The organism is Vibrio sp. Vb1026 (assembly GCF_033338745.1).
In the GTDB taxonomy this organism is placed as follows: domain Bacteria; phylum Pseudomonadota; class Gammaproteobacteria; order Enterobacterales; family Vibrionaceae; genus Vibrio; species Vibrio alginolyticus.
The window spans coordinates 1-2,160 of sequence record NZ_JAWOTH010000054.1; the positions used below are offsets into that span (position 1 = coordinate 1).

Here is a 2,160-nt window from a genome sequence, read left to right on the forward strand (position 1 = left end):
CGGCCGTACACTAGTATCGCAACCAAACGTATTCCTTCTAGATGAACCTTTGTCTAACCTAGATGCCGCGCTACGTGTAAACATGCGTGCGCAAATTACCAAACTACAACGTCAACTTGGCTGCACCATGATCTACGTTACACACGATCAGGTGGAAGCAATGACCATGGCGGATAAAATCGTCGTACTAGATGGTGGTTACGTCTCTCAAGTTGGCAAACCTCTTGAACTTTACCACTACCCACAGAACCGCTTTGTGGCTGGTTTCATCGGTTCTCCAAAAATGAACTTCATGAGCGTGTTCATCGATGAAGTAGAATCAGAACGCGTTAAAGTTCAGCTATCTAACGGCGTATCATTCTGGATTCCTGTAGATGGTACAACCGTTAACCGTGGCGACCGCATGTCTTTGGGTATTCGCCCAGAGCACCTACTTTCTGCAACCGAAGCTGACGCAACCATTCACGGTGAAGTGATGATCGTAGAGAAGCTTGGTAACGAAACTCAGGTTTACCTAAACCTAGAAGGCGCAGACGCGGATGTGATCTATCGTCAACCAGACACGCTAGCTGTCGACACGGGCGATAAATTGGAAATCGGTATTCCTGCTCACCGTTGTCACCTATTCCATAGTGATGGTCGTGCTTGTAAACGTCTATTTAAAGAAAATGGCGTAGATTTCGAATAAATTATTCACCTATAGTTGTTATAAATCCCTCTCTCCTGAGAGGGATTTTTTGTATCAAAACCACATAAATGACCGACATCACTCGCTCGCTGGACTCATCACTCATACTCCGCACCCAAGACTAAATCATTAACTTCCCTGTAAATAAGTCATCCGTTAGACCATCAAGAAATTAAACCTTAGTTTTTATAATCAAACTCGCTTCTTAATACTTTTCCTCATCCCTGCTTAGCAAGTACCAGCTTTTTCCTAAACAGCAAAACTTAGCCAAAGGTCTAAATTTCATTCTTATTTCCACTTACCTAAACAACACGAATTTTTAAACTTACCTTCGAATTTATGCGTTACAGAAATTCAGAAACATTCATAGAAATGTCTCTGCTCATCAATTAAAACGTTCGCGACACGGCTATTGGGCAATCACCCCAATGGCGGTAGCGTGCTAGAAGGGAAACTAGGTCATGAAACACAAAGGACTAATTCGTTCTTATGAGATGGAGTTCGCTTTTTTATATCGCCTCTCAGATCTTGCTGTCATTGTCACCTTTATGCTGCTCCTAGTATTGAAAGACACAAATACCTCGATGGATAAGGACTACGTCATCTTGTCCTTCGTCGGGGGTATTTCATTTTTGTTTATGGCGGAGAGCGGCAACCTATATCGCTCATGGCGGACAAGCTCGTTTAGAGAGCAAATGTTCATTGTTTGCATGTCGTGGTTAATGACAAGCGCCCTACTTTTCATGGTGCTTTACTTTTCCGAAGTTTACCCTTTGTTTGACCGCAGTATCTTAGCGTTATGGGTTACTATTACGCCGGCATTACTGTTGGCGTGGCGAGTAACCTTTCGTACCGTTTTGGCCTATTTGCGAAAAATGGGCTTCAACACACGCACCGCTATCATCATCGGTCAGACCCCTCACGGCATTACCCTTGCCAACGAGATTCAAAACCACACCGAGCATGGTGTTCTATTTGACGGCTTCTATGACGAACGCTCTAGCGACAGATTGCCTAGCTCCGAATACCCAATCAAAGGCGCGGTAAACCAAGCGTTAGAACGGGCAAAACGAGGAGAAGTCGATTACGTATACATTGCGATGCCAATGCATGCTAAAGAGCGCATTGCTTCCATCCTGAACCAGTTCTCCGACACCACAGCGAACACTTATCTGATCCCGGATTTCTTTACTTACAACCTGCTCCATTCTCGCTGGGATCAAATTGGTCAAGTTCAAACTCTCAGCGTGTTCGATACGCCTTTTGCTGGCGTTTCATCCTGGATTAAACGCTTCGAAGACATTTTGTTCTCTAGCATTATCTTAGTGTTGATATCACCAATCCTGCTTGCTATCGCCATCGGTATTAAGTTGACGTCAAAAGGCCCTGTAATATTTAAGCAGCATCGTTATGGTTTGGATGGTCGAAAAATCGAAGTTTGGAAGTTCCGCTCGATGACAACGATGGATCAA

2 protein-coding genes are annotated in these 2,160 nt (G+C 44.2%); both read left to right on the forward strand.

The window, feature by feature from the left end:
* Positions 1-688 (forward strand): TOBE domain-containing protein (locus R7E47_RS24060; RefSeq protein WP_029811294.1); only part of this gene is annotated, 688 nt, incomplete at its 5' end.
* A 461-nt stretch (positions 689-1,149) separates the two neighbouring features.
* The coding region (locus R7E47_RS24065) for a sugar transferase (protein WP_318085159.1) at positions 1,150-2,160 on the forward strand (1,011 nt) is incomplete at its 3' end.